Source organism: Formicincola oecophyllae, from assembly GCF_006542395.2.
GTDB lineage: Bacteria > Pseudomonadota > Alphaproteobacteria > Acetobacterales > Acetobacteraceae > Formicincola > Formicincola oecophyllae.
Map to the genome: position 1 here is coordinate 1 of NZ_CP038231.1, position 26,674 is coordinate 26,674.

Genomic DNA, 26,674 nt, shown 5'->3' on the forward strand with positions numbered 1-26,674 from the left:
ATGGACAGCACACAGCCCATCAACGCTTCCCCTGACCAGCACACAAGCGACACCCCCCAAGCACCAGAGGGCGCCAGCCAACCAAGCGCCACCCCTTCCAAAGCCACTAAGGGCACCCCCCTCCCCCCAGCGCGGGCGCGTTCCAGCCGACGTGCGCGTATGCCCAAAAATCTGCAGCACATCAATTTGCAGACCATGAAGCCCCTTGGGACTTCACGCCGCAAAGCCACCCCTGATGACGCTGCAACAGGGTTTGACGCGCCAGCCCCCACAGAACCCCTTTTAGAAGGCCCCCCCCTGGCCAGCTCCGTTATGGATGGCGCGCTAAAAGCCACCCCTCTGCAAACTCCGCCGCCCATCCCTGAACAGCAGGTTGCCCTGCCGCAGGAAATCATCGTCACAGCGCAGGGGGAGAGCACAACAACGCAGCCCTCACCACCAGAAGCCCCTCCCCCAACCCCGGCGGAAAGTGGTGAGGGAAATGCCGAAAGCGCCATCCAGGCCGCCTGGGTGAAGGTGCGCGACCATTTGCGCGCCGTGATTGGGGCTGCTGAATATGACAGCTGGCTTAAACGGTTGGGGGCTGGGCCTTTCGTTGATGGTGAACTGGTGCTGCACCTGCCAAGCCGCTTTCTGTGCGATTGGGTGCGTGACAAGTACGGTGCGCGCATCAAGGCCCTCCTCGCGCAGGAGGAAGGCTCCATCAAGCGCATCGCCTTCAAGGTGACGCCACGCACCAAGGCGGCGCGCCAAGCTGGCAAAGGCACTAAAAAAGTCGACCCTCAAAGCGATGGCGCTGAAGACACCCTGTTTCCAGAGGTAGAGCAAGCCCCAGACCTGCTGGCCACTATGGGGGAGGGAGCCTTCGCCGCCCACAGAGCAGGGCAGGACCAGCCAGCCCATGGCCCAGACGACCCTGGCGTGATGTTCGACCCGCGCTTCACCTTCGACACCTTCGTGGTGGGCCGCCCTAACGAGGTGGCCTACGCCTGCGCGCGCCGCGTGGCTGAAAGCCCCGCCACACCAGGCTTCAACCCCTTATTCCTCTATGGTGGTGTGGGGCTTGGGAAAACGCACCTCATGCACGCCATTGGCGCTGACCTCATCGAGCGGGGGAAGGTCAGCGTCTCTTACATGTCGGCTGAGAAGTTCATGTACCGCTTCATCGCCTCCATCCGTTCCCAGTCCACCATGGAGTTCAAGCGGCAGCTGCGCTCTGTTGACGTGCTGATGATTGATGACTTCCAGTTCCTCATCGGCAAGGACAACACGCAGGAGGAGTTCTTCCACACCTTCAACGCCTTGATTGACGCTGGACGGCAAATCGTGGTCAGCGCCGACAAAAGCCCTTCAGACCTTTCAGGGTTGGAGGACCGCCTACGTACACGCCTGGGCTGCGGCATGGTGGCGGACCTGCACGACCCCACCTTTGAGCTGCGCCTCTCCATCCTGGTGGACAAAATCAAGGGCCGCGAGGAACTGGTGCCCGCAGCGGTGCTGGAGTTCCTCGCCCACCGCATAGACGGCAGCGTGCGTGAGCTGGTGGGCGCCCTTAACCGCCTGATTGCCCATGCTGAACTGGTGGGCCGCCCTGTGAACCTGGAAACGGCCCAGCATGTTCTGCGCGACCTCCTAGCTGCCCATGAGCGCACCACCTCTATTGAGGAGATCCAGCGCCGCGTGGCCGAGCACTGGAATGTGCGCGTGACAGACATGATCTCAAGCAGGCGCGTGCGCACAGTGGCCAGGCCCAGGCAGGCCGCCATGTACCTGGCCAAGCAACTTACCCCCTATTCCCTGCCCGACATTGGGCGCGCCTTCGGCAACCGCGACCACACCACCGTCATGCACGCCATCAAGGCTGTTGGCACCTTAATGGCCAAGGACGCTGAGTTCCGTGAGAGCATGGAAATGCTCAACCGCCTCCTGGGGTGAAGGGGCGCTGGTTCCGCCCAGGCTTTTCTGTTAAGCTCGCCCCCCGCAACCCTTTGCGGGCGCACGGACTGCAGGTGCGCTGACAGTGCCATGGCCACGTGGCGCTCTATGAAGACGCTGTGATGAAAGAGCGGGAGCCATCATGAAGTTCAAGGTCGATCGTCCCTCCCTTCAGCGGGCCTTGGCCCATGTCCACAGCGTGGCTGAAAAACGCAACACGGTGCCCATCTTAGCTAACGTCCTGCTGAACGCTGAAGGGGGCGCCCTCGCCCTGACGGCGACTGACATGGAAATCGCTTTGGTGGAGAGCCTCCCTTCTGTAACCGCTGAGCCAGGCGCCACCACCGTGCCGGCGGCCGTCTTGTTTGAGATCGTCCGCAAGCTCAGCGATCCTGAAATCGAGTTCTCCCAACAGGGGGAGGGGGCGCCGCTCCACGTGCGGGCCGGGCGTTTTGAAACCGACCTCATGACGCTGCCTGCCGCTGAGTTCCCGGCCATGACGACAGGCACGCTGCCTTTCACCTTCACTGTGCCGCCCGCCCACCTGCGCAACCTCATTGAGCGCACGCGCTTTGCCATGTCCAATGAGGAAACGCGCTACTACCTCAACGGCATCTATTTCCACGCCCACCACCCTGAAGGGGGGGCTTTGGGTGATTCGCGCCTGCGCGCTGTGGCAACAGACGGCCACCGCCTGGCGCAGGTGGACGCCCCTCTACCTGAAGGCGCAGGTGGCATGCCTGGCGTTATCGTGCCGCGCAAAACCGTTCTGGAACTCCTCAAGCTGCTTGATGGCGGCGAACAGGATATTGAGGTCGCGCTTTCAGACACGCGCATTCAGTTTCAAGTGGGGCCCATCACCCTCACTTCCAAATTGGTGGACGGCGTGTTCCCCGATTATGAGCGCGTCATCCCCCGCCATAATGAGCGCCTGCTGCGGCTGGACAGGCGCGCTTTTGCTGAAGCCATCGCCCGCGTTGCCGCTATCAGCCAGGAACGCCACCGCCCCATCAAGCTCCACATCGCCCCCAACCAGCTCAAGCTGGAGGCACGCAGCGCCGACCAGGGCACCGCGCAGGAGGAGCTGGACGAAAACTACGTCACCTACAGTGATGAACCGATGGAAATCGGCTTCCAGGCGCGCTACCTCACCGACATCACGGACCAACTCGATGGGGAAGGGGAGTTCCGCTTCGCTGATGGCGCAGCGCCAGCCTTGGTCAGCGACCCCGCTAACCCTGACGTCCTGTTCGTCCTCATGCCCATCCGGGTTTGAGGGGCCCCTGCCCAAAAGTTACCCAGCAGGGGAAGGATCATGTGAGGCCCTTAAGGCACCTTTGGAAACTTCCCCTGTTAAGCGGTCGTTCTGAACATAGCTTTGGTTCGGGTTCGGCACATCTTGGTGTGCAAGGTGGTGCGGGGCTCTGGGCAGACGGGTTCCAGCACACTTTGGCCCTCACGCTTCTTCATGAATTTCCCTGGCTGACGCGTTACAACCATCCGTGCAGTTCTTGTGCTGCGAACCCGTCTAGGGTTTCAGCCCATGAAGCGAAGGGACTTTAGCGAACCCCTATAGGGCGATAAGCCCGTTAAAGCCGGTGTGAAACCTGTGAAGGCTGTTAAGCCAAACAGCGTGAAGCACCGGCTTGGGATTCCAAGACAGCGCAGCCCGAAGGGCGAGCGTAATGAGTCTATCTTGGCGGCCAAAGCAAGGGTTTCACTTCTGCTTGCCTGCGGCTGGCGCAGGTTCACCCTTGCTTTAACTAGGGTCTGTTTAAGATCCCGCGCTGCCCTATAGGCCGCCGCTCCGGGCTAATGGGGGCCAAGAACAGCGCAGAACGTAGTTCAAGCGTAGTAAGCTTTTGAGTTAAGAGGCGACGATAAGAGAACGCCTCAATCATGCTTATCGATTTCTGAGCTGCCTCTGCGGCCAGGCATGGCGGCGTTTGACGCAGCACTTTTCTGAGCTGTCTGTGCGACAGGGAACCTGAATTCGATCCATCAGTGGCTCTCGCAGTGTTTCTGAGCTGCCGTATGCGGCAGAAATGAGGTTGGATGGCTTATAAGATACTCACTTCAGCCATCTATGGCCATGTTAGGGGCCAAGCAGTTTGCTGAAAGCTTCCCCAGGGTCTTTGCCCTGCTCCACCAGGGCGCGGCCAGCCAGGGCCAGCATGATGGGCCAAGGCGTTTCTTGGCGGCCGTGCACATAGTTCCAGTAAGTCTGCCGCGGCACGCGCAGCCATTCATAAGCCGCCTTCTGGCTTTTGAAGCCGGCATGCGCTTGCAGTTTCCTGAGCAGGATTGCTGAGCGCTCTAGTTTGTCCGTTCGTTTGGGACTTACGGCCATGGCGTTGCTCAAATGAGCGCGTTCAGCAAGAAGGCCAAAGGCACTGAAACCGCCACCACGGCCAGCCAGAACCGCCATGAGAAGTCATTTGATTTTGATTTGGACTGAACAGCTTTCATGATGCCAGGGCAGGCGTTGACCTGCCCCTCCCCGTTAGTGTTTCAACAGGTTCAGGAACCCGAAAGTGGCCCCTGTGATTGCAGTGACCACAACGCCGAAAACCTTGAGTCGTTCCACCTTATTCGTGAACGCTATGTTTTCAATGTTTGCGAGGGCCTAACGTTCCGCAGCTTGTGCAGCGCTCGTTTGGGCTTTTTTCAGTTCAAGCTCTGCGCGTTTTAAAGCCTAGTCCAGATCTTCTGGCAGTTCTGTCATGTTGGTTCTCCTATAACCTTCCCGGTGTTCAACCCGGTTGCCAGTGTCATTGCTGACTGTTTAATAATGACTAATGTTTAGTCAAAAGTTAAGCGCCCTTTAGAGCCTAGGCGTTTTTTTCTGGTTGGCCTGTGCTAAAGACCAGCAAGGCTGCCTGCTCCTATCAGGCCGCCAAGGCGGGGCGCTGGGTTCAAACGGCGCCCCGCCGTTTTTGGTGGTACCTGTGTCCCTTGTGACGCGTGCGCCTCACGCGCGGGCATCAAACGTGGTTATGGGCGCCCTGAAGCCTGACGCGCATGACTGACGCACGGCAAAATCCCCCCCCGGCACCTCTGACCCTGTAAAAACCCCTCCTGGCCGCGCACGTGACGCGCCCAGTTGCCATGACGTTGCGGGCCAGCTGGACGGCTGCTCAGGCGTGCGCGCACTTGCTTGTGAAATGGAACGCCGCCTCCAACGCCACGGGGAACGTCTTGACGGCCTTGAACGCCAGGCACATGCACTGCAGCGCCAGATTGAAGCCGCCTTGCTGCACATCGCTGCCCTGATTGAGCGCCAGCCCGGCAGCAAGCGCAGCACCAGGGCGCTGGACGGCAGCATCTCAGGCGCTGCCGGCAGCGTGGCGGGGCCGGTCAGCATGGTCATTATCTACCATCTGTGATGGTGACCATGCACACCCTTCATGACGATATCGAAAACGCTTCAAAGCGTGAGGCCGCACAGACGACTGCCTTAGCCCTATCGCTTGTGCAGCGTTTCGAGGGTTTCAAGGCCGATCCATACCGTTGCCCCTCCGGGCACTGGACAATCGGTTACGGGCAGACTTTGGGGCATGGCTGGCCAGTCTCTGGCCTTTCCGCCCCTGTCGCCGAGCTCGAAGCCCGCGCAGAGCTTGAAAAACCTTTTTCTGGGCTGCAAGCGCAGCAGGGAACAAGGGGGACAGGCGCCATGTCGAACGCCGCCTTTTCTGAGCTGCCTGTGGGGCACGGTGTAGCCATCAAACATAGCTTCCATTCTATCCCTAATTTTGAGCGCCTTGAAAAAACGGTAGTTACGGGCTGTCGCCAGAACTGGCTTGAAGAGAGGGATAGATGGGCCCATAGTGCATTTACTGGCTGTTTGCAGCCGTTGAAGCGTGAATCAGTTCTAGTTCCCTTATCGCCGCCTCTTAGCCCGAAGACTTACTACGCTTGAACTATGTTCTACGCTCCGTCACTTCGGGCTTTAACGGGCTTCGCCCTATACGGCGGCTCTGCCGCACAGGCAGCTCAGAAAGGGGCAGTTCTGGTTGGTGTTCCCTTATCGCCGCCTACAAGCCTGCAGCCTTAGACGGCGGCTTTTATCGCCGCCTACAAGCCTGCAGCCTTAGACGGCGGCTTTTATCGCCCCCTATGAGCCCAGAGCGGCGGTCTATAGGGCGCAAGCCCGTTAAAGCCCGGGTAAACCTGCGTCAGCCGCAGGCAAGCAGAAGTGAAACCCTGGCCTCAGCCGCCAAGACAGGCTTACTACGCTTGGACTGCGTTCTGCGCTATTCTTGACGCCTATCAGCGGAAAAGCTTTCTCCGCTCCAGCTTTGCTGTTCGCTTCAACGTTTTCCGCTTTCACAGGCCTGCGGCCTTAGACGGCGCCGCTGTCTAGGAACCCCTTGGCCGGTGCTACACACTGTTTGGCTTAACAGCCCGCACGGGTTTCACACCGGCCTTAACGGGCTTCGCCCTATACGGCGCCTCTCACCCAAGCCAAGGTTCTGGGCTGGGGTTGAAGGCCAGTTCAGTGCAGGCCTTACTATTGGCTGCACCGCTGAGCTGGTTTTCGCAATAGGCCATTTCAACACCACAAGCCTTCTCCCCCTCAGCTGGGGGAAGGCTGGCTGGCACGGGCGCCCCCACCCAGCGCGCGAAGTCCCGCGCCCACTCCCCATAAAGCTGGGGAGTGGCATCAGTGAGGTCGTAAACCTCATGCAGGGCACTGCCGCCCTTGGCCAGGCTGCGCATCAAGGCAGCCTGGGTGGCTGTGGCGGCATCCTCCACATCCACAAAGGACCAGACCCCGTCAGCAGCGCCGATGAGGGGCATCTGCCCCGCTTTGAAGGCCTGGGCCACAACGCCGTCTTGCGTGTACCAGGTGCCAGGGCCGTATATGAAACCAAAGCGCAGCGCTGTGGTGTTAAGGGGGGCTGCACGCAGGCGCTGTTCCTGCTGGTGGTACATGCGCGAACTCTGCCCCACTGAACCGGGGCCATCCACCCTGAAGCCTGAGCTTTCCGTAGCTAGCTGCCCTTTGGGGGCAGCCAGGTAGAAGCCGCTTGACTGGCGCAGGTAATGCATTGTGCCCACATGCTGGGCCGCCGCCAGAAGGTTGGCGCCACCATCCAGGCGCAGGCGGGCATCTCCCGGCAGGGCGGCGGCCAGGCCGGCTGGGCTGTGAGGAAGGCTGCTCAGGAAATCCACCACGGCTGTGGGGCGGATGGCAGCGAAGGCCTTTTGGACATCAGCGCCATCAAGCACATCGCAACGCAGGGCCTGGGCGCCCAGGGCCTTGATGCGCTCAACGCTTTCAGGCCGGCGGGCCAAGCCCCAAACAGCGCAGCCACTGGCCAGGAGCCGCTTGAGGAGTGGCCGCCCCAGCGCGCCGCTGGCGCCAGCCACAAGCACGGTGGGGGTGGAAGTGGCTGCGGTCATGGCGTGGTCCTTTTCAAGCCTAGTGAAATTCAGGCCTTGATGGCGCCAACAGCTTTGCCAACCTGAGCGAAGGCCGCAATGGCCTTTTCAATTTGTGCTGGCGTGTGAGCTGCTGAAACAGAGCAGCGCAGCAGCGGGAAGTTGTCTGGCGTGGCGGGGGGCAGGGATAGGTTGACGTAAACCCCTGCCTCCAGCAGGCCGTTCCAGAAAGCCAGGGCCTGGGGGATGTCATCAAGCGTGACGGCCACAACAGGAGAGGGGTGTTCCCCCGTTTTGAGGCCAGCTGCGCGCAAGCCGCCATGAAGCTGCGCAGCGTTGGCACGCAGCTGGGCGCGAAGCTCGGGCTTGGCTTCAACGTCATCAATCGTGGCCAATGTGGCCGCCACGATCTCAGGTGGGAGGGAGGCTGTGAACATGTAGGGGCGCGAGACCAGGCGCATCAAGTCGATGTCGTCATGGTCCGTCACGCAATAGCCACCCACCGTGCCCAATGATTTGGAGAAGGTTCCGACAATGAAGTCCACCTCCCCCTCACACCCGTCCAGCTCTGCAGCGCCACGCCCGTTTTCCCCCAAGACGCCGAATGAGTGGGCTTCATCCACCATCAAGGCTGCACCGTTGGCTTTGCAGACTTCAGCGAAGCGCTTAACAGGGGCGACATTGCCCGTCATGGAATAGATGCCCTCAATCACCACCAGGCGCGCGCCGCTTTCGTGGGCGGAGCGCTTGAGGCGCTTTTCAAGGTCGGCTGGATCGTTGTGGCGGAACCGGATGACGCGCGCGCCTGAAAGCTTGGCGCCGTCATAGATGCTGGCGTGGCAGTCAGCGTCCAGAAACAGGATGTCATCTTTGTTCACCAGCGCTGAAATGGTGCCCAGGTTGGCCTGGTAGCCTGTGGAGAACACCATGGCATGCTTGCGGCCAAACAGCTTGGCCAAGCGCTGCTCCAGCTGCGCGTGGAGGGAGAACGTGCCGTTGGCGATGCGCGAACCCGTTGTGCCAACCCCCATGGAACGCGCCACAGCCTGGGCCTTTTCACGCGCTGGAGTGGATTGGCTCATGCCCAGGTAGTTGTTGGTGCCGAACAACAGCGTGGGGCGGCCTTCAATCACTCCTTCAGAGGCGGAGAGGGGCTTTTCAATCACGACATTGAACGGGTCGCGCGGGGAGGCGTGAAGCATCTGGCTGCGCGTGTCGCGCAAATGGGCGTACTTGGCAAAAACACCCCCAGGCGCGCTGCCAGGCCCCTTGGCGCCAGGTTCCTGAGGGGTTGGTTTGGGCGCGCTCATGCCTGGCCCCGCTGTTCGTCAAGGATGGACTTCAGGCAAACGGCCAAATCGTGGATGGTGTTGATGTCAGCCAGCTTGTCGAGGGGGACGGAGACGTCCAGCGCGTCCTCGATCTCCATGACGAAGTTCATCACCGCCAAGCTGTCAAAAGCCAGGTCCTGCATAATGCGGCTGTCGCCGTTGATGTTGCGCGGCACCTTGGGGTTGGCCAGGAGCCGCTCCACAATCAGGGCTGTGATGTCATCAACTGTTTGTGGATTCTCAACACTCATTGGACCGGACCTTGGACGTTAAAACGGGGACGTTGGAACTGGGGCATTAAAACTGGATAACTGAACGGGGCGCCTGCAGGCGCCAATCGCGCAGTTGGTTGGGGCCTCAACCTGGGTTAGGGGCTGGGGCCTCGTCAAACTCGCCTGCTTGCAGCATGGCTTTTGCACGCGCACGGGTCAACTTGCCAGAGGATGTCTGGGGCAGGGAGCGTGGCGGCACCAGGATGACCTCCACCTCCACCCCATGGAGGCGGCGGAACAGCCCTGCTGTCTCCTCCCGCAGGCGTTCGCGGTTCTCAGGCTCGCTCAAGCGGCACTGGACGAGGGCAACCACCTTCTCGGCAACGCCGCCCCCCTCGCGCGGGCGGTCAACAGAGAACACGGCCACGTCACGCGCGCGCAGGCCATCGATCTCATGCTCAGCGGACCATTCAAGGTCCTGGGGCCAGATATTACGGCCATTGATAATGATAAGGTCCTTGGCGCGGCCTGTGACCACGATCTGGCCGCGCAGGAAATAGCCCAGGTCGCCTGTGCGCAGCCAGCCATCGGGGCTCAGGCAGGCGGCGGTTTCCTCTGGCTTGCCGAAATAGCCGCTCATGATGCTGGGGCCGCGGACGAAGATCTCCCCAACCTTGCGTTCCTCCACTACGGCGCCCTGGGGGTCGCGCACTTCGATCTCATGGTCTGGCAGGGGCTGGCCACACAACACGAAGGTGCGCGCCATGGCCTCAGGGGAGGTGGGGGGGGTAGCGCGTTGCTCGCTTTCCAGCACGCGCAGGTCGACTGTGTCCGTCTCAATGCCGTGGCCAAGGGGGGCGAAGCTAATGGCCAAGGTCGTTTCAGCCATGCCGTAGCTGGCTACGAAGGCCTTGCGGTCAAAGCCGCGGCACGCGAAGGCGTCTGCGAACTGTTCCAGGATGTGGGGGCGGATCATGTCGCCGCCGATGCCGGCCACACGCCAGTTAGAGAGGTCGATGGGGTCACGCGCGCCCCTGCGGGCGCAGAGGTCGTAGCCGAAAGAGGGGCTGTAGGCGATGCTGGCCTTGTTGCGGCTCATCAGTTCCAGCCAGGTGTGGGGGCGGCGGGCGAATTCACGCGTTGGCAGGAAGTCGATGGTGAACTGGCACACCAGGGGGGTGAGGAAAAAGCCCACCAGCCCCATGTCATGGTAAAGGGGCAGCCAGGAGACGCCACGGTCATCGCCGCGTTTGGCGTCACGCACCTGTAGGCCGTGCTGAGCGATGGCACGCGTGTTGGCCATGGCCGTTGCCTGGGTGATGCTCACCCCCATGGGGAAGCGCGTGCTGCCAGAGGAGAACTGCAGGTAGGAAAGGTCGCTTGGGCTGATGGTGGGCAGCGTGACGCTGCCTTCAGCTGGGGCGGCCATGGCGATGAGCTCTGCTGGGCGCCCACCAAATAAAAGCCCTTCCAGACCAGCCGTGATGTCGTCTGTCCAGCTACCGATTATTTCAGGCACGAACAAGGCGCGTGCGCCGCAGGCCTGCACCATGCCGTGCAATGTAGCTACGTATTGCTCCCGCCCGCCAAAAGCGATGGGCAGCGGCAAAGGCACAGCAACCAGTCCGGCATATTGGCAGCCGAAGAAAATACGCGCGAAATCCCCATCGCTTTCAGCCACGATGCCAACCCGGTCACCCTTTTGCAGGCCCAGCGCCAGGAGCTTCTGGGCGCATTCACGGCCTTGGCGGGCCAGGTCACGGTAAGTGAGAGCTTCCAGGAGGTCGCCACGGCCAGAATAAAAGTTGAAGCCCGTGTCGCCTTGGGCGGCGTAATCGAGGGCTTCAGGCAGGGTGCTGAAATCGCCCCGGCGTGTGGTAATGCCAGAGGCGCTTGGCGTGGGCGCAAGGGGTTTTGTTTGGGTTTGGGTGGCGTCGGGCAAACTCTGACTAGCTCCGTTCAGCGAGCCGGAGACGCGACACATTAAAGACGTTAAAGCATCGGCCGGCATGATGTTCTGCCCACGCGCGGGGCACGCCGCGCATGGCTGGGGCGCGTTTTTCTGATTCCTGAACACGTCTGTAATACAGTTGGCCTGCCAACCTCAAGCCCGCACAGCCACGCAGCCATGGGAAAAGGTCCTGGCGCGGCAGGGCGGCAGACCTGGAAAGCACCGTTGGCGCCTGGCTGGGGCGGTATGCTGCTTTTGCCAAGCCCCCTTGAAGGCGCTTGCCCCCACCCCAGCCCCAAAGCGCTGTGCAGGCGGTGGGAAAGGCGGCTAAGCCCTTCCACCATGGCCTTTTTCAATCAAGAGGTAACGCTGCCATGGCAGCGCGCCAAGGGGGAATAATGCACCAAGCCAGATGCGCAGCATGGGCCATGGCGCGCTTGGGTGTGGCATGGAGGCCATGTTGCAGGCATGATGGCAGGCAATGGTTGATTATGGGGCTGGGCGCGCGCTTGAACTGGCGCTTGGCACCTTAAACTTTAGGCAGTGAGCGGTGGCTCGTTTTGTTTTTATAGGTCAGGGCGCAAAGGCGCCCTTTTAAAACCTATGGTTCAAAGCCTTGGCCGGGAGTCGGGCCGCAGCCAAGGCCATGGCGGAAAAAACGTGGCAGACGAGAGACAGGGGCAATACTGGTGGGGGGAATTTCAATGCGTGACAGTGGCCTGATGGATGTCAACCTGGATGCCTTCACGCGCAATTACGCACAGCTGTGTGCTATGGCCCCAGGCGTGCGCCTGGCCCCTGTGCTGAAGGCGGACGCCTATGGCCTTGGCATGATGGAGACAGGCCGTGCCCTTGGCGCCATGGCTGATGATTTCTTCGTGGCGTGGCCTGGGGAAGGGGCAGCGTTGCGCAGCGTGCTACCCAAAGCGCGCATTTTTATCCTCCATGGGTGCCACCCTGGGCAGGAGGGCATCTGTGCCCAGCATAACTTAGTGCCTGTCCACAACACGCTTGAACAAGCCAGGCGCTGGGCGGCGATCTGCCCAGACCGCCCTTGCGCGCTGCATGTGGACACGGGCATGTCGCGCCTGGGGCTGGAGCAGGCCGAGCTTGAGCGGGAGCACGCCATGCTGGCGGGCCTGAAGCTTGAACTGGTGATGAGCCACCTGGCCTGCGCTGACGACCCTCAAAGCCCCCACAACGCCCACCAGAGGGAGCGCTTCCTGGCGGCCACAAAGCTGTTCCCCGGCGTGCCGCGCTCGCTCAGCGCCAGCGGGGGGCTTTTCCTAGGGCCTGATTACCATTTTGAGATGGTGCGCCCCGGCATTGCGCTGAGTGGCCATTCACCAGGCCACCACCCCCAAAGCGCTGCGCTGGAAACAGCCGTGCGGGTGGAGGTGCCCGTTCTCTGTGTGCACGACGTGGCCCCCGGCACAGGGGTGGGGTACGGGCTTTCATGGAGCGCCCAGCGCCCCACCAGGCTGGCCACGGTGGGCATTGGCTATGCTGATGGCTTCCTGCGCGCCCTCTCCCCAGGGGGTGGGAAAGCTGGTGCTAGCCTGTGGCTGGGGAAGCAACGTTTGCCTGTAGTGGGCAAGGTTTCCATGGACAGCATCATCGTTGACGCCACAGCCCTGCCAGAGGGCGCTTTGGCACCAGGGCAGATGCTGACGCTGGTTGGTCCGCAGCAAAGCGCTGACGAACTGGCCGCCTTGGCTGGCACCATCGGCTATGAGGTGCTCCTGGCGTTGGGCACGCACTTGCGCAGGCGCTATTGGCAGGCAGGGGCGCTGATGGGTGAGACCCCCTCAGCAGCGCAGACGCTGGCTGCCGTGCGCCAGGACGTTGGGGCCACGCACAGTGCCTGAGGCCCCTGGTTGATGGTTGAGCTGACCCCCCTCCAGCAAGATCTGCCGTCACCTGATGCACTTTGCAGCCAGCCTGGGCCAAGCCCACGCCACCCCAAAGGGTTGTGGTACTTGGTGGCCACAGAAGGCGCGCTGGCTTTTGCCACATTTGGCTTGACGTCACTTTTCGTCACGTGCTTGCGTTCGCACGTCCTGTTGCCGTCCGTGGCAGGCCAGGTGTGGGGGCTTGGGGCGTTTCAGGACAGTGCAAGCGCCCTTTACGGCGTTACCCAGGGCCACACTTCAGCAGCCTTCAAGGCCATGGCTGGCGCGTTGACCGCGCTGTTCATGGCAGCCCTTTACGCCATGCCCTTGTTGGGAAGCCCCCTTGTGGACCGCAGCCCCCATGTCGCCTGGCCAGTCCTGGGGGGGTGCGCGCTGCTGGCGCTTGGCTACGGCTTGCTGGCCTGGCCAGCCGCTTTTCTGGTGGGGCTGGCGCTCCTCCTTTTGGGGACGGCCTGCGTTGGCGTGCTGAAAATGCAGGTGGGCGCCCTTTACGCCCAGCTGAACGATGCCATGCGCGCTGAAGCCTACCAGTATTATTCCCTTGGCGTGCAGGTGGCGGGCATCGCAGCGCCCATCCTGGCTGGTTGCTTGGCTGACATCGCCTGGGGGCTGGCGTTCCTTTGCTCCAGCTTGTTCACCCTTGTGGCCATGGGCCTTTACGCGCTGGGCTTGAGGACGCTTGCCCCCCACCTGGTCGCCCAAAGCGCCCAGCCTTGCACTGCCACCACCCAAACAGAAGCCCAGCTTCAAACCCCTGGCACCGCAGGGGGGGAAAGCATCCCTACCACACCCAGGGGGAAGTCCTGGTTCAAGGCGTGGCCTAGGCTTAACAGGAACGTCCTGCTGTTGCTGGCACTAGTGCCTGTGCTGGCGCTGAGCGCCATCCCCAATGAGGAGATTTTTGACGGCTACCTTCTGTGGGGCCAGGAACGCTACAGCCTGACCCTGCTGGGGTGGCACCTGCCTGTCAGCACGCTTTTAGCGCTTGATGGCGCCATAAGCACGGCCACAGGTTTTCTGGTTATTGTGGGGTGCCGCCGTTGGGAGCGTTGGTCAGGAGCTGCGCCAACCAACCGCGCCCAGCTTGTGGCTGGCGCCCTGCTGGCGGCGCTGGGGTCTTTGTGCCTGGCGGCAGGTTCCTGGTTGCAGCCAGCGCCACACCCCGTCAGCCTGTGGTGGGGGGTGGGGTTCCACAGCTTCAACGATATTGGCTTCGCGTTGATTTACGGCGCTGGCATGGCGCTGTTTTCCCGCCTGGCCCCCAAGGGCTGGGGCACGACGATGATTTCCCTTTTCACTATGCATGTCTCCCTCTCCAGCTTGGCTATCGGGCGCCTTTCAGGGCTTGTGGGTGTGCTGGGGGATGGGCCTTTTTGGTGCCTGCACGCGGCAGCCCCCGCGGCAGCGGCAGGTCTGTTCCTACTTATGCTGCCTTCTGGGCGCCAGCCAGCGCCTGCTGGGGGGATTCAGGGCCAGCGGTGAGGGTGAAATTTTCTGCTAGGCCTTTCTGGTGGATCATTTTCAGCACTTGGCGCGCGATGATAGGGTAACGCATGACCAGAATGCGGAACAAAGGCCCCGGTATGGCCAGCAAATGCGCGAACTGTGATGAACGCACGGTAGCACTCATCGGTTCCCCCTCCAGCAGGCTGCACGCGCCAACGAGGTCGCCTGCCTGGTAGGAGAAACGCTTGCCGTCAAGCTCCCCCTCCACCGTGCCGCTGACGAGCGCATAGACCGTGTGCACCTTCTGCTTGGCGCGGAACAGGTGCTCCCCAGGGGAGAGGAAGCAGATGGAGACCCTGTGGGCCATTTCCTGGATGGCGCTGTCAGGAATGCCGTTAAAAGCCAGGAAGGTGCGCAGGCGCTGTTCAATCCCGCTGCGCAGGTTGAAGCGCAACGGCTCCGCCAAGCGGTGGCGCATGGTTTCGATCCAACGCCGCAGCTCCCTGTGAAGCTCGGCTGAGATGAGGTTCTCCCGCTCCAGGAGGGCGTATTCCTCCTCCTCCTGGTGGAGGGCGATTTGGCGCAGGATGCGGCTTTCAAGCGCGTCAGCGTAGCCTGCGTAATGGAAGCGCAGCACCTGGAGGGCATCGTCAATCAGTCGCCGCTGCCTGTGGAGGAGCTCAAACACGATTTCCGTCATGCGCTTGCCCAGCGTTGGCTCCATGCGCTGGCGCACGAACCGCATAAGCGATGTGGAGACAAGGTGGGTGATGATGAGCATCTCAAAGCGCTCCATCATGCAGAACATCAAGGGCCGGTCGATATTGAACTGCTCATGCAGCGCTACAGCTAGGCGGAAGCGCAGCGTGGGGCGCAGGCGCTTTTTGCGGGCCTTGGCATAGCCATGGCGCCCCTCCAGACGGGCACCGTCCACCATGGCTTCAGCTGTGCGCAAAAGCACTTCCATCACACGGCGGCTGGAGAGGCCGTGCACCTTGAAGAGGTCAAGCAGGAGGGAGCGTTCCTGGTTGGCGATGGTGATGAGCGCCACTGTCACGCGGTTGCGTTCAGTCAAGGCGGCCTCAAAGCGGTTGGCTGCGCGTTCACGCGCAATGCGGCGCTCAATCTGGCCTACCACCCCCGCCCTTGTACGGGCGGAGAAGCCGAGCTCGTCTGAAAGGGCGCTGACCTTCACCGCCACTGTGCCAAGGCCAATGGCGATGATTTGGTTGCGCATGGCTTCATCAATGGGGGAGAGCTTGTCAAGCTTCAGCCATATGACCAGCGTGCGCAGCGTTGTGCCGTTGACCAGAAGGGTCACGAGGACGAACCCCGTAGCGATGATGCCGATGAAATGGGCAACGTCGCCATCCACATGGGGGTTTTCCGTCACCGCCAGCGCCAGCGCCAGCGTGATGGCGCCGCGCAGCCCGCCCCAGACCATGGTCACGCGGAACCGCCCCGGTACAGGGGGGGTCAGGCGCGCTGCGCTCAGCAGCGGCAGGAAGCCGAACACCACCAGGGCGCGCGCTGCCAACCCAGCGCCAGAGGCGATGAGGATAAGCACAACGTCCCAGCGCGTCATGCCCATCAGCAGGCGCGGCACCATCAGGGCTGCGAGGATGAACACCAGGCTGCCAGCCCAGAACACCATTTGGTGCCACATCTGGTGCAGGAAGCGCCACACCTGCGGCCTGAAGGTGGAGGAGCCATAGGCGGAGACCGTCAGCCCTGCTGCTGCGGTCGCCACAACGCCTGAAAACCCGAAGACCTCATCACACAGGATATAGACACAGTAAGGCAGAACAACGGTGAGGCTTATCTGCGCTGCTGGGAACCCACCCAGGGCGGAGGCCATCCATAAGAACAGGCGCGCTGCTGAGAAACCAACGATCATGGCGCCGGCGAACTCTTCAGCGAAGTCCAGGACGGCATCGCCAAGCTGCACTTGGTGGTGGGCGGTGATGGCGGCCAGAAGGATGGTGAAAATGGCGATGGCGGCCGCGTCATTAAGGAGCGCCTCCCCCTCCACTAAGCGGGAGAGGCGTGAGGCAGCCCCGATCTCACGGAATATTCCCGCCACCGCTGAAGGGTCTGTCGTGGCTACGATCGCCCCCAGCAAAAGGCACACAGCCAAGGGCTGGCCTGCGCAGGGGTAAAGCGCCAGCCCAATGGTGGCGGTGGAGACCACAACAGCCACGATGGCCAGCCCCAAGACAGTGCCCGTCTCATGGGCAAGGCTGCGGACATCAATGTCCAGCGCGCCCTGGAACACCAGCAGCGGCAGGAAAATGAACAGGAACCCTTCGCTGTTGATGGGAAAGGACATCAGCGCTTCAGCGGGCCCTTCAAACAGGTCCAGCCCCAGCGATGAGGTGACGGCGGCCGCAGCCGACCCCAGGCCGATGCCCAAAAGCGCGATGAGGACGGTGTCAGGGATGCGGATTTTGCGTGCCAGGGGCTGCACCATGCTGACCAGAAGCAGCAGGAAGGCCAGTGTCAGCAAAATGGCTGCAAGCTCTGTTTCCATCAGGTGGGTGCGGTGCCTTTCCCCGGCTTGTGTTCCGTGGTGGGTGTTCTGCGCAAGCCACCCCCAGCGGCTGGTGGCCTTGTGCGCGCCTTGACCAGCTGGTGGCAAGGTGGCGTTAAAAAAGGGCAGAATTCAAGCGCCCCCACGCTTTTACCTTTACCACCTCCCAGCGCTAATCCCCACCCCATGGTTTTTGCCGCAGCGCCGTGCGTGGTGGGGGCGCCTTCAAGCCCTGACTGCAGGGCGGAGGGGAGTGTGAGAGCGCCTAGGGCGTAGCTGGAGCAGGCATTGTAATGAGGTGCCCAGCCAAAGCCCTCACGTTCAGCCAGCCTTTAGAAAAGCTGTGATGAGGTAGAGTTGTGTTGTTCCCATCCCCTACCCAATCTTTCCGTAGGACTTGCCGCAAGGCCAAGCGTCAGGGACCTGTGGTGTGCGTGCGGCGTGCGGGGAAGGTTTGTGAAGCGTTCTGGTGGAAGCGTTCCAGAAGCAAAGGGGCTTGCTCACGCCTTCATGGCGTGAACCTGATGGTCCCTGGGGCAGCTAAGCAGCTTGCTGAAACCTGGTTGCTAAAAACTTGACAGGGCTTTTTATATCCATAATTCCAGACACATGGATATGGAAAACGCTCTTCAAGCGCTGAAAGCACTTTCACAACGCACGCGCATGACTATCTTCCGCCTGCTGGTGGCGCATGAACCAACTGGCCTGCCCGTTGGGGTCCTTGCAGAGCAACTGCGCCAGCCCCAGAACACCATTTCCACCCATCTGGCCATTCTGGCCCGTGCAGGCCTGGTGGCTGCCCAGCGCCAAGGGCGGCTGCGCTTTTACCGCGCCTGCCTACCCAAGCTGCAGGCGTTAACGGGCTTCATGCTGGAAGAATGCTGCACGCAGCACCCAGGGCAGTGCAGCGCCAGCGCCACGCTGGCCACACACCCCTGCGCCCCCCCTCCCTCTACCTGTTGAAGCGAAAGGCTACCTAATGCTGGCGCTGGTACTGTTCATCATCACCTTAGCACTGGTCATCACGCAGCCCCGTGGGCTTGGCATTGGCTGGAGCGCCCTTGGGGGCGCTGTGGCAGCGCTTCTCTGCGGGGTCATCACCCTGCAGGACATTCCTGTGGTGTGGCACATCGTCTGGGACGCCACGTTCACTTTCGTGGCTTTGATTATTATTTCGCTTATTTTGGATGAGGCTGGGTTTTTCCAGTGGTGCGCCCTTCATGTGGCGCGCTGGGGGCGTGGCCGTGGGGCGTTGCTCTTCCCCCTGGTGGTGCTGATGGGGGCAGCCATGGCTGCCCTGTTCGCTAATGACGGTGCGGCCCTCCTCCTCACCCCCATTGTGATGGCCCTTTCAGAACGCTTGCGCCTGCAGCGGGCGGCGGCTTTGGCCTTCATCATGGCAACGGGTTTCGTGGCGGACACCACCAGCCTGCCCCTTGTGATCTCCAACCTGGTCAACATCGTCAGCGCTGGCTTTTTCAACGTGCCTTTTGGGGCTTACGCCGCCGCCATGGTTCCTGTGGACATGGTGGCCCTGGGCGCCACCATGGGGGTTTTATGGCTGTGCTGGCGTAAGCATATTCCAGCCACCTACCGCTTGGCGCACTTGCCATCCCCCGCAAGCGCCATGCGTGATGAGGGGGTGTTCAAAGCGGCTTTCCCCCTGCTGGGGCTTGTTTTGACGGCCTATTTCATCACAGCGCCTTTCCATGTGCCTGTCTGCGTGGTGAGCGGCCTAGCGGCCCTCGCCCTGACCCTGGTGGCGTGGCGCGGCGGCAAAGTGCCTGTCAGGCTCCTCCTGGCCAAGGCGCCTTGGCAGATCGTGCTGTTCTCGCTGGGGATGTACCTGGTGGTTTATGGCTTGCGCAACGCCGGGCTGACGGGGGAACTGGCTACCCTCCTGGCATGGCTGGGGCAGCATGGGGCTTTGGCTGCCACCATGGGGACGGGTTTCCTGGCCGCTGTGATGTCATCGCTGATGAACAATATGCCAAGCACCCTGGTGGGGGCGCTTGCTATTCAGCAAACGCCAGGGCTGAGCGCGCCTGTGCATGACATGATGGTTTACGCCAATGTTATTGGCTGCGACCTGGGGCCTAAATTCACCCCTGTGGGCAGTTTGGCGACATTGCTGTGGCTTCATGTGCTGGCCAGCCGTGATGTGCGCATCAGCTGGTGGGATTACATGAAGGCGGGCTTTGTGATGACGCCGCCCGTTTTGGCAGCGGCCCTTCTGGCATTGCGCTGGTGGGTCCCCTTGGTGCGCTGAACGCTCCAACAGCTGGCCAGCCTGGAGGGGCCTGTCTTGAACTCCTAAGCCGGTGCTACACGCTGTTTGGCCTGCGGGCTACGACAGGTGCGCACCGGCATCTCTTGAAGGGTCCTAGGCGAAGTTTTTACTACACTTAGGCTTACGCCCTGCGTTGCGACAAACTCCGCTTCTACGCCTCAAGAGGCTAAGGTTCCTTCGCTCTACGGCTGGTTAGTCTAAGGGGGTTCGCTCTTGGCGCCTGGCAGCGGAAAAGCTTTCTATGCTCCAGCTTTGCTGTTCGCTTCGACGTTTTCCGCTTTCACAGGCCTGCGGCCTTAGACGGCGCCGCCCCTCAAGCCAGGGGGCCTTCGAGGCCTTCCTGCTTGAGGACCGCCTTCACCGCTGGCAAAGCGTCAATTTTGTCCAGCAGGTTGGCGATGGCCTGATGGGTGCGGGGGGGCTTGGGCAGCTCACGCGCCCAGCGGCACACCATGGCCAGGTAGATGTCCGGCGCTGAAATCGCGTCCCCCAGCATGTAAGGACCATGGTCCTTCAAATGCTCGCCAATCACGTTGAAGTAGTTCTCCACCCGCGCTGTGGCCCCAGCGGAGGCCGCCTTCTGGGCTGCCAGCTGCTCTGGCTCCGTGCCGGGGATGAGGCGCTCAGGGCGTTTGGCGATCATCAAGTCCGCTTGAACGGAGTTGGTCAGGAACACCAGCCACTGGTCCCAATAAGCGTACTGGGTCTCGTTGCTGGTGGGGGGGATGAGGTTCATGCTGGGGCATGAGCGGGCCAGCGTCATAGTGATGGCAGCTGATTCAACCATGGGGTCGCCATTAGGCAGCACCAAAACAGGTACGCGCCCCAAAGGGTTGAGCTTGAGGAAGTCAGGCTTCTTCTGGTCGCCTTCGCGCAGGTTGATGAGCGTGAGCTGGTAGGCTGCGCCGTTCATCTCGTAGTTCATCTCCAGAAGGATGTGGGGGGCGAGGCCCGCCGTGCCTGGCGCTGTGATGAGGTGATATTCTTTGGAAGAGCCGGGCTGGTTGGCCATGACGTGTCCTCTGGATGGTGGTGTGTGGGAAGGCATGCGCGCCCTGCTGGGGCCAGGGCATGGCTACACTGGTCTTTCAAAGGGAGGATAGTTCAAGCGGCCCATCCCTGGAAAGCGGTTTTGGCGCGGTTGGGGGCGCAGTTTCATGTTGGGCATGAACAGTTGGTAAGCTTGGGCGTTGGCTGCGGGGGCTGACTTGTGCCCTACACATAAGCACCGCTCAGCGGTAAACCTGAATGGTGGAGAGCCGCGACTGCGGCAGCACCTTGATGGTGATGAAAAAGCGCGCCCCCGTTACAGGGTTGGTCATGGCCAGGCTGACGGGATGGTTGAGCGAAAGGTCGTCTTGGAGCGCCGTGGTAGCGTAGGAGAGCGCAGGCACTTTCACCGTCAGCGGCGCAGCGTGGTGGCTGCCTGAATGGGGCAGCGTCACCGCTGTGCCTGTGCCATAGGGCCTGTAAGCGATGGCGGCAGCGTCAATGCGCACGATGTCGCCATCCTGGTAAGGGGTTGCCGCGTTGCCTGACGCCACAAGGTGGTTGCCCCGCATGACGTAAAGCGGCGTGACATCCACCCTGAACCCCCGCAGGAGGGTGTCGTCCAATGTGGCCATGTCAGGCAGCTTCGGCCCTGTTGAGGTGGCAATGAGGGTGTCTTCGAAAGGCTGCACCTTTTTAGCGCCGTAACCAGCCAGGGGCCCGAAGACCAGCCCACGCGATGGTGAAGCCACCTGGGCGACCTGCCCAGGGCCCGCCCGTTTGGCTTCTCGCCAGGAGACAACGATGGGCGTGCTGGCGTCCAGCCCAACGAAATAGCCCGTCAAGGGGGTGCGGGCCATCATGTCCTCCCGCTTGCCGTTTTTATGCACCAGCGTCACCGTCACCTGGAAGGGCAGGTTGGTAATGCGCGTGAAAACACGTGGCGCGTCTGGCCCCTGGGGCTGGGGTGGGGCGGCCTTGGGGGCATCTGGCAGGGTGACGCCAGGGGGAAGTTTGGGCGCCACCTTGGCAGGCTTGGGCGCTGGCATGACGTCTGGCGGCAGGTCGGCCTTGGGGCTTGTCAGGGGGTTGAAAGCCTCCCGCGCGGTAGCAGGCACCACTTCCATTGCACCTAGCGCGCCCAGCCACAACGTCAGGGCCAGGCAGCGTCTCCAGTATGTGCTGGGCATGGCGGACGCGACAAGGGGTTTGTTGGCGGTCACCTGCACATTCTCCTGCCTTTTGGGCCTGCGCCGGCTTGGGCGTCCCACCCGCCCTTGCTGTTGAGGGGACCTGGGGCCGCCCCTTTGAATTGGAAAGCGCGGGCATCATTCAACCTGTCAAGCAGCTTACAGCAGCTTGCCCCAGGCCGCCACGTTGCTGTTGAATGCCCTGTCACCATCCCCAAGGCGCTGGGCGTAGCTTTGCCTGGTCCGGCTTTGACAAGCTTTGCTTGAGGGGACTTGAACTTGAATCTGCCTAAACTGAAAGTGAACCATGCCATGCCCAACCGGTCCCCACTCCAGCCCTTTTCTGATGAACTGGCCTTGAACGCCGCAAACTCCAGGGGGCAGAACCATTATGTGAACAGTGCAGCCAACGTGCTTTCAGACGTCACTTACGTGGCGTTGGCTGTAGCGCTGTGTCTGCCGCTTTACGTGCTTTACCTTTTTGCCAACCTCAGCAACCCGCTTTTCTGACCCCCAGGGCAGCGCTGCCAAAGCGCCGCCCTTCACAAGCCTGGAAGGCTGAGCTCAGAAAACGGAACTGATGGCCATTTGGGGCTGAAGCGAGGCTGAGCTGTTGTGCCCCATAACAGGCACGATCACCCCAGCCACAACACCCCAGTTCGGGTCCCAGTTATATTCCAGTTCCGGCCCCACATTCAGCGTGCCGTTCCAGCCAGAGCGGCTTTCCAGGCGCTGGTTGCCGCGCCTGCCCCGCAACACAGCCCCAGCTCCCCATGTGTGGTAGAAATCAAGCGCGAACACCCATTTTTTGGTGATGCCCCACTCGCTGCCCATGCCTTCATTACCGTACCAACCTGGGTGAGCGTGGCCTAGGTAGCCAGGGCTGGTGCCGTAGGCCGTCATGCCTTTAAGACGCGCGCTGGTCAGGGGTTGGTAAGCCTGCGCCCAGAAATGAAATCGCACCGTTTGGCTGAAAAAGGGGAACACCAATTCCCCCTGGAGCGCGTAATGCAGGAACCAGCTACCCGTCCCTAGGCCGTCAGCAGGGTTGCTGAGATTCTTGTAAGGCCCTGTTGGCACGGTGGTGCCGATGTAAGCCGTTAGCGAAGGGGTGTAATGGGGGGTGAGGCGGTATTCCAAATCTATGGGCAAATCGTTGAAAACAAAGGAGGAGCTTTTCTGGTGGTTGCCCCAGCTGCGTGACCATGTGGGATAGACACCCACCGTCAGGCGGTCGGTCACGGCGTACTGCATGAACCAAAACTGCGTGAAGCTGGCCTGGCCAGGGCTGCGCACATGGTCGCCCCGCGCGTTGAAAGCGCCATTGGGCACGTAGAACTCATTGTAAGGCTCAATCACGATCTCCCCCTGTTCTGGCAAGGCTGGGAAGGGGGCAAAAAGCGTGCCTGTGTTCCATTGCTCAGGCGGGTGCTGGCCCTGCCCCAGGAAATGTTCCAAGCGCTGGAACCAGGTCTGCCCTTTGGAAGCGGGTTTGGGGGCGCCTGCTTCCAGCACGGGGGAGGTGGCGCGTGCTGAGGGAATGTGCCTGGGCTTTGGTGGGGGGGCCGTACGGGGCGCCCAATTTGACTGACGGGTGAAGTGGGCCGTCACCACAGGGCTGGTGGGTGTGTTGGAACGCTGGGTGCCAGGGGGCACAGCTGAGCTGGCGCTTGGCTCTGGCTGGGCGCTGGCTGGGCTGGGCGTTGCCCAGGCGCCAAGGGCTGCCAGCAGGGGCAGGCCTTTCCAGGAAAAGCTGTGCCTTAGGGGTGGTGGCGCAGCGCGCCCTGAAACATGCCTGAAACCCACTGTGGCCGTGCAGCCTCCGCGCTTTTGGGTTGGGGGTCTGAGGGAGGCCGGCATGTTGCCCAGTCATGGCAGCCCTGTTGCCAGTGTGTTAGCGCAGGGGGGGCTTCTTTGTGAATGGGCATTGGTTTTTTAAAATTCTTCTTAAGCGCCTTTAAATTCTCCCACTCCTGTGCTGAAACTCGGCTTGATTACCAACGCCACCCCTGTTTCGTCCCGCCAAGGACACACTGACCAAACCAGCCTGGAAATGCACCATGGCCCCGCCCCCCCCCTTCGCCATTCCTTTGAGACAAGCGGGCCTTGCTATTCTGGGCACGGTTTTCCTGGCCCATGCCAGCGCAGCCATGGCCGCAGCCCCTGGTGCGGGCGCCACCACCCAGGCTGCACCCACAGCGCCAGACCCCTTGGCTGATGAACGGCAGGACCAACAGCAGGCCCAACATATGGTGCGCCAAGCCGTTGCGGCTGAAAACAGGGCTGACGCTGCAGGGGAGGGCCCTGAGAGTCTCTCCCCAGATGCTGTGTCTGACAGCGATCAAGGCCTGTGGTCAGAGGCCGCCACAACGCCAGATGACACCCTGGGGGCTGACACCACGTCAACTGACGAAGGCGCAGATTCAGCGCAGACATTGGTCGGGCTTACCGGCAATGCCATCCAGCCCACCCTTGCTGATGAAGGCGCTGTGCCCACAGCAGCGCTGCCAGCAGCGCCTATAGGGGACCAGGGTGCTTCCACTGAGCCAGACACCACAGAAGCTGAGGCTGCAGGCGCTGATGTGGATGAAGACGGCACGCCAGCGCCAGCTTCCCCAGACACCTCTACAGCGCTGGGGCCCAAGGCCTCCTCACTGCCCCAGCAACCGGTGGAGACCCCCGCAACGGATGCTTCAGACAGCCCCGTGCCCCTCAACCAAATCACCCCGCCGCCTGAAGTCACCACACCAGCCCCCCAGCCTGGCCACAGCCAAGGCAGCGCAAGCTCAGGTCCGAACCAACCCAAGGCCAGAAACATGGCCAGCAGGAACGTGGCCAAAAGCCCGCGCTACGCGCCAGCACGCCCTAAGGCTAGGCATGGGGGCGACAACATGAACAGCGCTGCCCTTTCCATCATCAGCCTGGAACAGAACAGCACTGTGCCCATCCCACCTGACAAGCGCACAGTGGTGCAGAGCGCAGCCCATGACGGCCTTTCTGAAACGCGCAGGGAGAGGGAGCGTGAACGCCTGCGCCAGCGGGAGAGGGAGCAGCGCGAACGCGCCCACGGCCATGTTCAAATGCGCCGCCACGAACCTACCCTGCGCCCCTTGCCCGCAACGGCCCTGCACCCCACCCTGCCTGGATTGGATAGTCCAGCGCTGGCCACGCCTGGGGGGATTCGCAACACGCTGCCGCGCCTGCCAGGCACGGCCAATCCGCTTAACCGGGGCCTCAACCCCAGCCTGCAGCCCAGGGCGGGCCTTGGCGGGCGCAGCTTGCACCACCCCTGATTGGCCCCAGCTAGCGCCGCCCAAAGGTCAACGTTCAACCTATGCTCCACCAGGGTTCAGCAAAAGTCATTAAGCTGCCCAGGGGTTGCAACTTTGCCCCAATGCGCCAAACTCAACCTTATGGCGCCGTTGAGGCGCGCAACATGATGGCCAGCTCCCGTGAAGCTGGGCACCACGCCAAAACACCCCAACCCACCAGCCAAACTGCCTAAAGCGGCAGCGCGCAGGCTGGCCAACACCGGCACCAGCCGGGTGAGGACCCTTTATGGCAACGTTGTTCGACCCTGTGGAGATCGGCTCCATCTCCTGCCAGAACCGCATTTTCATGGCCCCCCTGACCAGGGCGCGCGGCACGCGCGATGGCCTCGCCACCCCCATTATGGTGGATTACTACGCCCAGCGCGCTAGCGCTGGGCTTATCATCTCTGAAGCCATCGCTGTGGACAGGCAGGGCTACGGCTGGCTCAACACCACAGGATTGTGGAACGAGCACCAGGTGGATTCCTGGAAGCCTGTCGTGAAGGCCGTCCATGACCGTGGTGGCAAGATCGTTGCCCAGCTTTGGCACATGGGGCGCATGGGCTACCACACCATTTCTGGCGAGCCGACCGTTTCCTGCTCCCCCACCACCCCGCCGGGCTTCGCCCATCAGGCTACTGGCAAAGTGCCTTACGACCAGGCCAAGGAACTGACGATTCCTGAAATCAAGGCCATCGTGAAGGATTTCGGCCTGGCCGCCCGCCACGCTATTGAAGCTGGCTTTGACGGCGTGCAGATCCATGGCGCCAACGGCTATTTGATTGACCAGTTCTTGCGTGATTCAACCAACCTCCGCAAGGATGAGTACGGCGGAAGCCCTGAAAACCGCATCCGCTTCCTGCGTGAGGTGACTGAATCCGTCATCGCCGCCATCGGCAAGGAGCGCACAGGCGTGCGCCTGTCGCCGAATGGGGAGATCCAGGGCTGCGTGGACAGCGACCCGGCCAAGGTCTTCATTCCAGCTGCAGCCATGCTTCAGGAACTTGGCGTGGCCTGGATTGGCCTGCGTGAGGCGCGCCCTGGCGACACGTTCGACATGGCCCCCCCCACTGACCAGCCTCCCCTTTCGCCTGAAATCCGCAAGGTCTTCCATGGCAAGCTGGTGCTCAACGGCGACTACACGCTGGAAGAGGCTGAAAAGGCCGTCCAGGGTGGCGCTGCAGACGCCATCTCCTGGGGGCGCTTGTGGATCACCAACCCGGATTTGGTGGCGCGCTTCAAAAACCACCTGAAGCTGGAAACAGCGCAGGAGCCCACCATCTGGTACGCTGCCTACACCACCGACAAAGCGCGTGGCTACACGGACTACCCCTTGGCTGACGGCAAACCAGCCCAGCCCCAGCCCTGACCAGGCGGGGGAGGGTCCGCGCAGGGCCCTCCCTTAGGGAAGCTTGAAGGTTAAAAGGGCCACCCTCGGCAAGGGGTGGCCTTTTTTGCGCGCGCTTTGGGTGTGTAACGCCCTCTGCTTGCGCCCACACCAGACCGGACCACCAAAGGAATGGAACAAAAAAGACCCTGAACCATGACGCCCATCCAGCTTTCCCTCCTGGCCTATGCCGCCACTGCGATGCTTCTTATCATGACGCCAGGATTAGACACGGTGATGACCGTGCGCGCCGCCACAAGCCAGGGGCACAGGGCTGGTTTCGGTGTGGTGGCTGGGGTGACTATAGGCTGCATCCTGTGGGGTTTGGCCGCTGCCTTGGGGGTAACGGCCCTTCTAACCACATCCAAGCTGGCGTTCATGGCGTTGAAGGTGGCGGGCGCCCTTTACCTGGGTTGGATGGGGTGCAACCTCATCCTGAAGCCACGTGACAACTTGCTGGCTGAAAAGGGCCCTCCACGCGGGGGCGGTTTCAAAGGGGGGTTCAGGAAAGGCCTCATGACCAACCTCCTCAACCCCAAGGTGGGGCTGTTCGTCATGACCTTCCTGCCGCAGTTCATCCCAGCTGGCGCTAACCCTTTGCGCCACACCCTCATCCTGGTGGCCATCCTTGCAACGCTGAGCTGCTTGTGGCTGTGCCTGCTTGTCAGCCTGTGCGTCCCACTGGGGCGGTTGATGGCCAAGCCCGCTGTCGTGCGCGTTTTCGACCGCTTGGCAGGCATTGTGTTCCTGGCATTCGGCTTCAAGCTGCTTGGCGCCCAAGCCCACTAAGGCTGGCCCAGCAA

The 26,674-nt window shown here is 61.8% G+C and carries 21 protein-coding genes; 12 read left to right on the forward strand and 9 right to left on the reverse strand.

Annotated elements, in window-relative coordinates:
- Positions 1-495 precede the first annotated feature (495 nt).
- Together dnaA and dnaN are read left to right on the forward strand one after the other, a co-directional pair.
- Positions 496-1,935 (forward strand): chromosomal replication initiator protein DnaA, encoded by a 1,440-nt coding sequence (gene dnaA / locus E3E12_RS00005; protein WP_240810637.1) that lies wholly within the window; start codon positions 496-498, stop codon positions 1,933-1,935.
- A gap of 142 nt (positions 1,936-2,077) precedes the next feature.
- Positions 2,078-3,211 (forward strand): DNA polymerase III subunit beta, encoded by a 1,134-nt coding sequence (gene dnaN / locus E3E12_RS00010; RefSeq protein ID WP_141442496.1) that lies wholly within the window; start codon positions 2,078-2,080, stop codon positions 3,209-3,211.
- 819 nt (positions 3,212-4,030) lie between these two features.
- Here dnaN and E3E12_RS00015 read toward each other — a convergent pair.
- The gene (locus E3E12_RS00015; protein ID WP_141442497.1) at positions 4,031-4,285 is read right to left on the reverse strand and encodes a hypothetical protein; all 255 of its coding nucleotides are present in this window, start codon (positions 4,283-4,285) and stop codon (positions 4,031-4,033) included.
- Between the two features lie 793 nt (positions 4,286-5,078).
- On the opposite strand from E3E12_RS00015, the gene E3E12_RS00020 reads away from it, so the two are divergent.
- Complete coding sequence (locus E3E12_RS00020) at positions 5,079-5,321, forward strand: hypothetical protein (protein ID WP_141442498.1); 243 nt, start codon at positions 5,079-5,081, stop codon at positions 5,319-5,321.
- Positions 5,322-5,329: 8 nt separating this feature from the next.
- Complete coding sequence (locus E3E12_RS00025) at positions 5,330-5,854, forward strand: lysozyme (RefSeq protein ID WP_141442499.1); 525 nt, start codon at positions 5,330-5,332, stop codon at positions 5,852-5,854.
- Positions 5,855-6,390: 536 nt separating this feature from the next.
- Here E3E12_RS00025 and E3E12_RS00030 read toward each other — a convergent pair.
- The 4 genes from E3E12_RS00030 to E3E12_RS00045 all read right to left on the reverse strand — a co-directional run bounded on the left by E3E12_RS00030 (position 6,391) and on the right by E3E12_RS00045 (position 10,847).
- Positions 6,391-7,341 (reverse strand): NAD-dependent epimerase/dehydratase family protein, encoded by a 951-nt coding sequence (locus E3E12_RS00030; protein WP_141442500.1) that lies wholly within the window; start codon positions 7,339-7,341, stop codon positions 6,391-6,393.
- A gap of 29 nt (positions 7,342-7,370) precedes the next feature.
- Entirely contained in the window at positions 7,371-8,630 is a 1,260-nt protein-coding gene (spt, locus tag E3E12_RS00035; protein ID WP_408869927.1) for a serine palmitoyltransferase, read from the reverse strand.
- On the reverse strand, positions 8,627-8,902 hold the full coding sequence (locus tag E3E12_RS00040) for an acyl carrier protein (protein ID WP_141442501.1): 276 nt from the start codon (positions 8,900-8,902) through the stop codon (positions 8,627-8,629). Before E3E12_RS00040 ends, spt begins: the two co-directional genes overlap by 4 nt.
- A 106-nt stretch (positions 8,903-9,008) precedes the next feature.
- Complete coding sequence (locus E3E12_RS00045; protein WP_141442502.1) at positions 9,009-10,847, reverse strand: fatty acyl-AMP ligase; 1,839 nt, start codon at positions 10,845-10,847, stop codon at positions 9,009-9,011.
- A gap of 671 nt (positions 10,848-11,518) precedes the next feature.
- On the opposite strand from E3E12_RS00045, the gene alr reads away from it, so the two are divergent.
- Both alr and E3E12_RS00055 read left to right on the forward strand, forming a co-directional pair.
- Positions 11,519-12,682: an alanine racemase gene (gene alr, locus E3E12_RS00050; RefSeq protein ID WP_141442503.1), complete on the forward strand. Its 1,164-nt coding sequence runs from the start codon at positions 11,519-11,521 to the stop codon at positions 12,680-12,682.
- A gap of 12 nt (positions 12,683-12,694) precedes the next feature.
- Positions 12,695-14,209 carry an MFS transporter gene (locus tag E3E12_RS00055; RefSeq protein ID WP_141442504.1) on the forward strand — a complete coding sequence of 505 codons (1,515 nt, stop codon included), beginning with the start codon at positions 12,695-12,697 and terminating at the stop codon, positions 14,207-14,209.
- Here the strand turns inward: E3E12_RS00055 and E3E12_RS00060 are convergent.
- Entirely contained in the window at positions 14,151-16,703 is a 2,553-nt protein-coding gene (locus tag E3E12_RS00060) for a cation:proton antiporter domain-containing protein (RefSeq protein WP_206338650.1), read from the reverse strand. The two genes, E3E12_RS00055 and E3E12_RS00060, sit on opposite strands and share 59 nt — an antisense overlap.
- Before the next feature lie 609 nt (positions 16,704-17,312).
- Between E3E12_RS00060 and E3E12_RS00065 the strand changes: the two genes are divergently transcribed.
- Together E3E12_RS00065 and E3E12_RS00070 are read left to right on the forward strand one after the other, a co-directional pair.
- On the forward strand, positions 17,313-17,666 hold the full coding sequence (locus tag E3E12_RS00065; protein ID WP_141442505.1) for an ArsR/SmtB family transcription factor: 354 nt from the start codon (positions 17,313-17,315) through the stop codon (positions 17,664-17,666).
- A 16-nt stretch (positions 17,667-17,682) separates the two neighbouring features.
- Positions 17,683-18,972 (forward strand): arsenic transporter, encoded by a 1,290-nt coding sequence (locus tag E3E12_RS00070; RefSeq protein ID WP_141442506.1) that lies wholly within the window; start codon positions 17,683-17,685, stop codon positions 18,970-18,972.
- A gap of 334 nt (positions 18,973-19,306) precedes the next feature.
- Here the strand turns inward: E3E12_RS00070 and E3E12_RS00075 are convergent, their stop codons facing one another.
- A complete protein-coding gene (locus tag E3E12_RS00075; RefSeq protein ID WP_168194330.1) occupies positions 19,307-20,005 on the reverse strand; it encodes a glutathione S-transferase family protein in 699 nt (232 codons plus the stop codon).
- Between the two features lie 220 nt (positions 20,006-20,225).
- Positions 20,226-21,206, reverse strand: a complete 981-nt coding sequence (locus E3E12_RS00080) for a hypothetical protein (RefSeq protein ID WP_141442508.1) — start codon at positions 21,204-21,206, stop codon at positions 20,226-20,228.
- A 279-nt stretch (positions 21,207-21,485) separates the two neighbouring features.
- Here E3E12_RS00080 and E3E12_RS00085 point away from each other — a divergent pair, with 279 nt between their 5' ends.
- A complete protein-coding gene (locus E3E12_RS00085) occupies positions 21,486-21,683 on the forward strand; it encodes a hypothetical protein (protein ID WP_141442509.1) in 198 nt (65 codons plus the stop codon).
- A gap of 54 nt (positions 21,684-21,737) precedes the next feature.
- Here E3E12_RS00085 and E3E12_RS00090 read toward each other — a convergent pair whose 3' ends face one another.
- Positions 21,738-23,033 carry a hypothetical protein gene (locus E3E12_RS00090; RefSeq protein ID WP_141442510.1) on the reverse strand — a complete coding sequence of 432 codons (1,296 nt, stop codon included), beginning with the start codon at positions 23,031-23,033 and terminating at the stop codon, positions 21,738-21,740.
- 200 nt (positions 23,034-23,233) lie between these two features.
- Here E3E12_RS00090 and E3E12_RS00095 point away from each other — a divergent pair, with 200 nt between their 5' ends.
- The 3 genes from E3E12_RS00095 to E3E12_RS00105 all read left to right on the forward strand — a co-directional run bounded on the left by E3E12_RS00095 (position 23,234) and on the right by E3E12_RS00105 (position 26,660).
- Positions 23,234-24,466 (forward strand): hypothetical protein, encoded by a 1,233-nt coding sequence (locus E3E12_RS00095; protein ID WP_141442511.1) that lies wholly within the window; start codon positions 23,234-23,236, stop codon positions 24,464-24,466.
- A 265-nt stretch (positions 24,467-24,731) separates the two neighbouring features.
- On the forward strand, positions 24,732-25,853 hold the full coding sequence (locus E3E12_RS00100; protein ID WP_141442512.1) for an alkene reductase: 1,122 nt from the start codon (positions 24,732-24,734) through the stop codon (positions 25,851-25,853).
- Between the two features lie 174 nt (positions 25,854-26,027).
- Positions 26,028-26,660 carry a LysE family translocator gene (locus E3E12_RS00105; protein ID WP_141442513.1) on the forward strand — a complete coding sequence of 211 codons (633 nt, stop codon included), beginning with the start codon at positions 26,028-26,030 and terminating at the stop codon, positions 26,658-26,660.
- Positions 26,661-26,674: the final 14 nt, after the last annotated feature.

Excerpts from the sequence above, each read along its gene's own strand:
- E3E12_RS00075 (WP_168194330.1), bottom strand. The coding sequence starts at position 20,005 with ATGGCCAACCAGCCCGGCTCTTCCAAAGAATATCACCTCATCACAGCG.
- E3E12_RS00090 (WP_141442510.1), bottom strand. The coding sequence starts at position 23,033 with ATGCCGGCCTCCCTCAGACCCCCAACCCAAAAGCGCGGAGGCTGCACG.
- spt (WP_408869927.1), bottom strand. The coding sequence starts at position 8,630 with ATGAGCGCGCCCAAACCAACCCCTCAGGAACCTGGCGCCAAGGGGCCT.
- E3E12_RS00095 (WP_141442511.1), top strand. The coding sequence starts at position 23,234 with ATGGCCCCGCCCCCCCCCTTCGCCATTCCTTTGAGACAAGCGGGCCTT.
- dnaN (WP_141442496.1), top strand. The coding sequence starts at position 2,078 with ATGAAGTTCAAGGTCGATCGTCCCTCCCTTCAGCGGGCCTTGGCCCAT.
- E3E12_RS00085 (WP_141442509.1), top strand. The coding sequence starts at position 21,486 with ATGCCCAACCGGTCCCCACTCCAGCCCTTTTCTGATGAACTGGCCTTG.
- E3E12_RS00065 (WP_141442505.1), top strand. The coding sequence starts at position 17,313 with ATGGATATGGAAAACGCTCTTCAAGCGCTGAAAGCACTTTCACAACGC.
- E3E12_RS00100 (WP_141442512.1), top strand. The coding sequence starts at position 24,732 with ATGGCAACGTTGTTCGACCCTGTGGAGATCGGCTCCATCTCCTGCCAG.
- E3E12_RS00045 (WP_141442502.1), bottom strand. The coding sequence starts at position 10,847 with ATGTGTCGCGTCTCCGGCTCGCTGAACGGAGCTAGTCAGAGTTTGCCC.
- E3E12_RS00070 (WP_141442506.1), top strand. The coding sequence starts at position 17,683 with ATGCTGGCGCTGGTACTGTTCATCATCACCTTAGCACTGGTCATCACG.
- E3E12_RS00030 (WP_141442500.1), bottom strand. The coding sequence starts at position 7,341 with ATGACCGCAGCCACTTCCACCCCCACCGTGCTTGTGGCTGGCGCCAGC.
- E3E12_RS00040 (WP_141442501.1), bottom strand. The coding sequence starts at position 8,902 with ATGAGTGTTGAGAATCCACAAACAGTTGATGACATCACAGCCCTGATT.
- E3E12_RS00060 (WP_206338650.1), bottom strand. The coding sequence starts at position 16,703 with ATGGAAACAGAGCTTGCAGCCATTTTGCTGACACTGGCCTTCCTGCTG.
- E3E12_RS00055 (WP_141442504.1), top strand. The coding sequence starts at position 12,695 with ATGGTTGAGCTGACCCCCCTCCAGCAAGATCTGCCGTCACCTGATGCA.
- alr (WP_141442503.1), top strand. The coding sequence starts at position 11,519 with ATGCGTGACAGTGGCCTGATGGATGTCAACCTGGATGCCTTCACGCGC.
- E3E12_RS00015 (WP_141442497.1), bottom strand. The coding sequence starts at position 4,285 with ATGGCCGTAAGTCCCAAACGAACGGACAAACTAGAGCGCTCAGCAATC.
- E3E12_RS00025 (WP_141442499.1), top strand. The coding sequence starts at position 5,330 with ATGCACACCCTTCATGACGATATCGAAAACGCTTCAAAGCGTGAGGCC.
- E3E12_RS00105 (WP_141442513.1), top strand. The coding sequence starts at position 26,028 with ATGACGCCCATCCAGCTTTCCCTCCTGGCCTATGCCGCCACTGCGATG.